Origin of the sequence: Pseudomonas sp. Sample_23 (genome assembly GCF_004307595.1) — a bacterium.
In the GTDB taxonomy this organism is placed as follows: Bacteria; Pseudomonadota; Gammaproteobacteria; order Pseudomonadales; family Pseudomonadaceae; genus Aquipseudomonas; species Aquipseudomonas atacamensis.
Genome location: NZ_RCNX01000094.1, coordinates 9899 through 15755 on the forward strand (window position 1 = coordinate 9899; position 5857 = coordinate 15755).

Below are 5857 nucleotides of genomic sequence, written 5' to 3' on the forward strand. Positions count from 1 at the left end.
GCCAGCTCCCACAGGGATTAGGCCATACCCCCTCCCACAATTTTGCGCTGGTCAGTCGTCTCCCGGCGCCAGCAACAGATTGGGCGCCAGACGCTGATAGCCGTCCTGGGCCAGACGCATGTCCAGCAGCAAACTGCCGAGATCTGCCGACAACGCTTCGGCTTCGGCGTCGTTCTCCAGGTAGAGCAATTTCAGGTAGCTGTTGCAGCTCGGGCAGACTTCGGCGCGCAGCGGGGCCTGTTCGGCGCTGTGCCGATCGTCTTCCTGGCTCAGGTACTCGAGGCCTTTGCTCCGCTCGCAATACACGCACTTGACACGCACCACATGCCATTCGCAGGCGCACAGCGAACACACCAGATAGCGCAAACCGTTGTGCTTGCCGCGATGGCGAATGACCCCGGCCATGGCCGGTGAACCACAGGCCGGGCATTGGCTGAGGCTGTCGCCGGGTTTCAGTTGCAGTTGCGGCACGCTGAGCAGCCAGTGGCTCCAGGCGGTTTGCAGCGCCGCGCCGAGAAACGGCACCAGCGCCGCTGGCACCAGCGAATATTGACCGCTGACCAGCGCCACTGCCCACGCGCGCAACTGGCCGGGACTGGCGCCGCGCAAAGTATCCAGCGCGTCGATCACCGCTGGCTGATCCGCAGGCGCATAGCGCTGCAGCAAGGCATTCAGCCACGGCTGCCAGGCATCCTCGCGCACCAAGGTGTCTGCCGCGAACGGCGGCAGACCGTGCTGCTGACAGGCTTCGAAACGCTGCGCATCAAACGGCGCGGTCAGCGGCGGATCGTCGAACACCTGCTGCTGCGCCCGGCACAATCCGGCCATCAGCCGCAGATAATCCGCCAACCCATTGCCCTCGGCCAGACGCTCAAGGCGCTCAGCACGCAGGGCAAACAGGTTACGTGGTGGCAGGTACAGAAACGGCGGCGAACTGGCCGCCGCCTCGATTTCCCCGGGTTCAAGAATGCTTGGCAAAAGTCAGCCCTTTTTCGTCAGCGGTCGCTCGGGCAGGTCCCGAGGCTGTTCGTCGCGGGTCACCTCGCGGTACCACAGTTCATGGTGTTTCTTCGCCCACGGCCGGCTGACCCAGCCATGCAGCATGGCGTCGACCGAACCCTTGATCCACAAACCGGCGTAGATGTGCACGATGATGCTCAGCACCAGCACGAACCCGGCCAGCGCATGCAACAGCATGGCCCAGCGGATCACGCTGATGCCGAAATACGCGCTGAACCACGCGCGCCAGATCACCAGCCCGGTGAACAGCAACGCGAGCATGCACAGCAGTAAAGTCCAGAACAGCAACTTCTGCCCGGCGTTGTATTTACCCACCGGCGGCACGCTTTCTTCGTCGTTGACCATCACCCGGTTGATCCGCCGCAGCCACTGGCGGTCATTGGCGATAAAGAAATTGGTGCGCCAGAAGCTGAACACCAGGCCGAGGAACAGCACGAACATGGCGATGCCCATGTACGGGTGCAGGATCCGCGTCCAGGTGCCGCCGCCGAACAGGTTACTCAGCCAGAACAGCGACGGATGAAACAACGCCAGCCCGGACAACCCGGCCATGAAAAACAGGATCGCCACCAGCCAGTGATTGGTGCGCTGGTTGGCGCTGTAACGCAGGATCGTCTTGTTGCTCATGGCCGCTCCTCCCCGCGTGGATCGAAGGTGTGCACCGCCGGGTCGACCACGTGCACCGAGGTATCGGGTGGCGCCGGATGCTCATCCTCCTCGACACGATTCGGGCCGATGCGCACGTAGTGGAAGAACCCGGCCAGCACCGCCGCGCCCATCGCCAGCAGGCCGAGGGGTTTGCTGATGCCTTTCCACAAACCCACCAGCGGACTGATCGCCGGATGGTCCGGCAAACCGGCGTAGATTTTCGGCGTGTCGGCGTGGTGCAGCACGTACATCACGTGAGTGCCACCAACGCCTGCCGGGTCGTACAAACCAGCGTTTTCAAAGCCACGGCTTTTCAGGTCGACGATGCGTTCGGCGGCGTGTTCTTGCATGTCTTCCTTGGTGCCGAAGACGATCGCGCCGGTCGGGCAGGTTTTCACGCAGGCCGGCTCCAGCCCTACCGCAACCCGATCGGAACACAGCGTGCATTTGTAGGCCTTGTGATCCTTCTGCGAAATGCGCGGGATGTTGAACGGGCAACCGGTGATGCAATAGCCACAACCGATGCAGTGGTCCTGATCGAAATCGACGATGCCGTTGGCGTGCTGAATGATCGCTCCGGGGCTCGGGCACGCGGCCAGACAACCGGGTTCGGCGCAGTGCATGCAGCCGTCCTTGCGGATCAGCCATTCGAGGTTGCCGGCGTCGGTTTCGTGCTCAGTGAAGCGCATCAGCGTCCACGAATCCGCCGTCAGATCCTGCGGATTGTCGTAGGTGCCGTGGTTGTGGCCGACCTCGTCGCGCAGCTCGTTCCATTCCGAGCAGGCGACCTGGCAGGCCTTGCAGCCGATGCATTTGGTCGTGTCGATCAGCTTGGCAACGCCCTGCTGGGTCCTCACTGACGGCGGCACGATGGTGGTGGCCGAGCGGGCAATGATGTCTTGGCTGGCCATTTACAGTTTCTCCACGTTGACCAGGAATGACTTGGATTCCGGGGTCTGAGTGTTGCCATCGCCGAGGAACGGCACCAGGGTGTTGGTCAGGTAACCGTGACGCGTCAGGCCGGTGAAACCCCAGTGCAGCGGGATGCCGATCTGATGCACGACCTGGCCGTTGACCTGCAGCGGCCGGATCCTTTTCGTCACCACCGCCACCGCCTCGATAAACCCGCGCTTGCAGCTGACGCGCACACGATCACCGGCAGCAATGCCCTTCTCGTTCGCCAGCACCTCGCCGATTTCGACGAATTGCTCGGGCTGAGCGATCGCGTTCAACTTGCAGTGCTTGCTCCAGAAGTGGAAATGCTCGGTGAGCCGGTAACTGGTGCCGGCGTAGGGGAAGTCCTTGGCCTCGCCGAGGGTTTCCCAGACCGAATCGAAGATCCGCGCCGCCGGGTTGCTGGTGGCCTTCTTGTTCTGCGGGTGCAGCGGGTTGATGCCGATCGGCGTTTCGAACGGCTCGTAGTGCTCAGGGAATGGCCCTTCGTTCATCTTGTCGACGGCGAAGAACCGCGCGACGCCCTCGGGGTTCATGATGAACGGATTCATCCCGGCTTCCGGCGGCACATCGGCCTTGTAATCCGGCACGTCGGTGCCGGTCCAGGCCTTGCCGTTCCACCACACCAGCCGCTTTTTCGGATCCCACGGTTTGCCCGCCGGGTCCGCCGAAGCACGGTTGTAGAGGATTCGCCGATTCGCCGGCCAGGCCCACGCCCAGCCTTGATGCTGGTGCATGCCAAATGGGTCGGCGTTATCGCGCCGCGCCATCTGATTGCCGGCCTCGGTCCAGCTGCCGGCGAAAATCCAGCAACCGGACGCGGTGCTGCCGTCATCCTTGAGCAAACCGAAGCCGGCCAGTTGCGTACCGGCCTTGACCGTGACGCCGCCGGCATCGGTGAAATCGCTGACGGCGGTGCCGTTGATCTCCCGCGCCAGTTCTTCCGGCGAAGGCTCGTCGGGGATCTTGTACGGCCACGACAGTTTCAGCAGCGGATCAGGAAACTTGCCGCCTTCGGTCTGATAACGCTGGCGCAGGCGCAGGAACAGTTCGCTCATGATGCGAACGTCGGTCTGCGCTTCGCCGGGGCCGTCGGCGCCCTTCCAGTGCCATTGCAGCCAGCGGCTGCTGTTGACCAGCGAGCCGTCCTCTTCGGCAAAACAGGTGGTCGGCAGGCGAATGACTTCGGTCTGGATTTCAGCGGTTTTCACGTCGTTGTACGGCCCGACGTTCTGCCAGAACTCCGAGGTTTCCGTGGCGAGCGGGTCCATCACCACCAGCCACTTGAGCTTGGCCAACGCGCCCATCACGCGGTTCTTGTCCGGCAACGCGGCGATCGGATTAAAGCCCTGACAGAAGTAGCCGTTGACCTTGCCCTGGCTCATCAGGTCGAACATTTTCAGCACGTCGTAATTAGGGATGTCGAGCTTCGGCAAATGGTCGAACAGCCAGTTGTTCTCGGCGGTGGCGTTGGCGCCGTACCAGGATTTCATCAGGCTGACGTGGAATTTGCTGTAGTTCTGCCAGTACGAGAGCTGCCCCGGTCTGAGCGGAACCTGCGTGCGTTTGAAGATGAACTGGCCATAGTCCTGCTCGCTGTCGCTGGGCAGCGTGAGGTAGCCGGGCAAGGCGTTGGACAGCAGGCCGAGGTCGGTCAGGCCCTGAATGTTCGAGTGTCCGCGCAGCGCATTGACGCCACCGCCGGGCATGCCAACGTTGCCCAACAGCAGTTGCACCATCGCCGCGCTGCGGATGATCTGCGCGCCGATCGAGTGCTGCGTCCAGCCGAGGGCATAGAGAATCGTCATGGTCTTGCCCGGTGTCGAGCAGGTGGCGATCTCTTCCCAGATTTTCTGCATGGCGTCGACGGGCATGCCGCAAATCTGGCTGGCCAGGTCGATGTTGTAGCGGCTGTAATGCTGCTTCATCAGTTGATAAACGCAGCGCGGGTCTTGCAGGGTCGGGTCGACGCGGACGAAACCATCCTCGGCGAATTCGTAACCCCAGCCGGACTTATCGGTGTAGCTGCGTTTTTCCGCGTCATAGCCGCTGAACAGGCCGTCTTCGAAGCCATAACCGGCTTTGACGATGAACGACACGTCGGTGTAATTGCGCACGTACTCGTGCTGGATCTTGTCCTCGGTCAGCAGGTAATTGATCAACCCGCCCATGAAGGCGATGTCGGTGCCGGTGCGGATCGGCGCGTAATAGTCGGCCACCGAAGCGGTCCGGGTAAAACGCGGGTCGACCACGATCAGCCTCGCAGCATTGTGCGCCTTGGCCTCGGTCACCCATTTGAAGCCGCACGGATGCGCTTCTGCTGCGTTGCCGCCCATTACCAGGATCAGATTCGCGTTGGCGATATCGGTCCAGGTGTTGGTCATGGCACCACGGCCGTACGTCGGGGCAAGACTTGCCACCGTCGGACCGTGTCAGACACGCGCCTGGTTATCGAACCCCAGCAGGCCGAGGCTGCGAATCACCTTCTGGGTGATGTAGCCGGCTTCGTTGGATGCCGCCGATGCCGCGAGGAAACCGGTGGTCAGCCAGCGATTCACCGTTTGCCCGTTGGCATTTTTCTCGATGAAGTTGGCGTCGCGGTCGGCTTTCATCAGGTCGGCGATGCGATCGAGGGCTTCGTCCCAGCCGATGCGCGTCCATTCATTGCTGCCGGGCTTGCGCACTTGCGGGTACTGCAAGCGGCCGGGGCTGTGAATGAAGTCGAGCAGGCCCGCGCCTTTCGGGCACAGCGTGCCGCGATTGACCGGGTGGTCGGCGTCGCCTTCGATGTGAATGATGTTTTGCGCCACGTTCTTGCCGGCATCGCCCTGGCTATACATGATCAAACCGCAACCGACCGAGCAATACGGGCAGGTGTTGCGGGTTTCACGGGTGTGGGCGAGCTTGAAGTGACGCACCTGCTCGGCGAAGGCCGCCGTCGGGGCCATGCCCAACGCGCCCAGGCTTGAGCCTGCAAGGCCGATACCGGCGACCTTGAAGAACTGACGACGGCTGAGATCCATCGTGCACTCCTGATCAGGTGGAACCCGGTACTTGTGCCGGGCTTTATCTGGACAATCACGGTTGCGACGCCTTGGCGCCGACTTTTTCACTGTAGACAAAGACCTTGCCGATTGTGTGAAAACCGACCGTCGGGTGTTTCATCTGCAATCTCGAGGTATTGATCGTTCCCACGCTCTGCGTGGGAATGCCTCAAGGGACGCTCCGCGTTCCA

The 5857-nt window shown here is 62.2% G+C and carries 4 protein-coding genes; all 4 read right to left on the bottom strand.

From position 1 onward, the window contains the following. Positions 1-51: 51 nt before the first annotated feature. From fdhE to fdnG, 4 genes are read right to left on the bottom strand one after another with little or no spacing between them, the layout of a single operon-like run. Positions 52-978: a formate dehydrogenase accessory protein FdhE gene (gene fdhE / locus D8U82_RS25350; RefSeq protein ID WP_130903210.1), complete on the bottom strand. Its 927-nt coding sequence runs from the start codon at positions 976-978 to the stop codon at positions 52-54. Between the two features lie 3 nt (positions 979-981). Next, positions 982-1647: a formate dehydrogenase subunit gamma gene (locus D8U82_RS25355; protein WP_125926631.1), complete on the bottom strand. Its 666-nt coding sequence runs from the start codon at positions 1645-1647 to the stop codon at positions 982-984. Then, the gene (gene fdxH, locus D8U82_RS25360; RefSeq protein WP_130903211.1) at positions 1644-2579 is read right to left on the bottom strand and encodes a formate dehydrogenase subunit beta; all 936 of its coding nucleotides are present in this window, start codon (positions 2577-2579) and stop codon (positions 1644-1646) included. The genes D8U82_RS25355 and fdxH overlap by 4 nt, the downstream gene beginning before the upstream one ends. Next, entirely contained in the window at positions 2580-5645 is a 3066-nt protein-coding gene (gene fdnG, locus D8U82_RS25365) for a formate dehydrogenase-N subunit alpha (protein ID WP_153188858.1), read from the bottom strand. It abuts the gene before it with no gap. Between the last annotated feature and the right edge of the window lie 212 nt (positions 5646-5857).

Bases quoted from the DNA above. Each gene is read 5' to 3' on its own strand.
- D8U82_RS25355 (WP_125926631.1), bottom strand. From the start codon at position 1,647: ATGAGCAACAAGACGATCCTGCGTTACAGCGCCAACCAGCGCACCAAT.
- fdxH (WP_130903211.1), bottom strand. From the start codon at position 2,579: ATGGCCAGCCAAGACATCATTGCCCGCTCGGCCACCACCATCGTGCCG.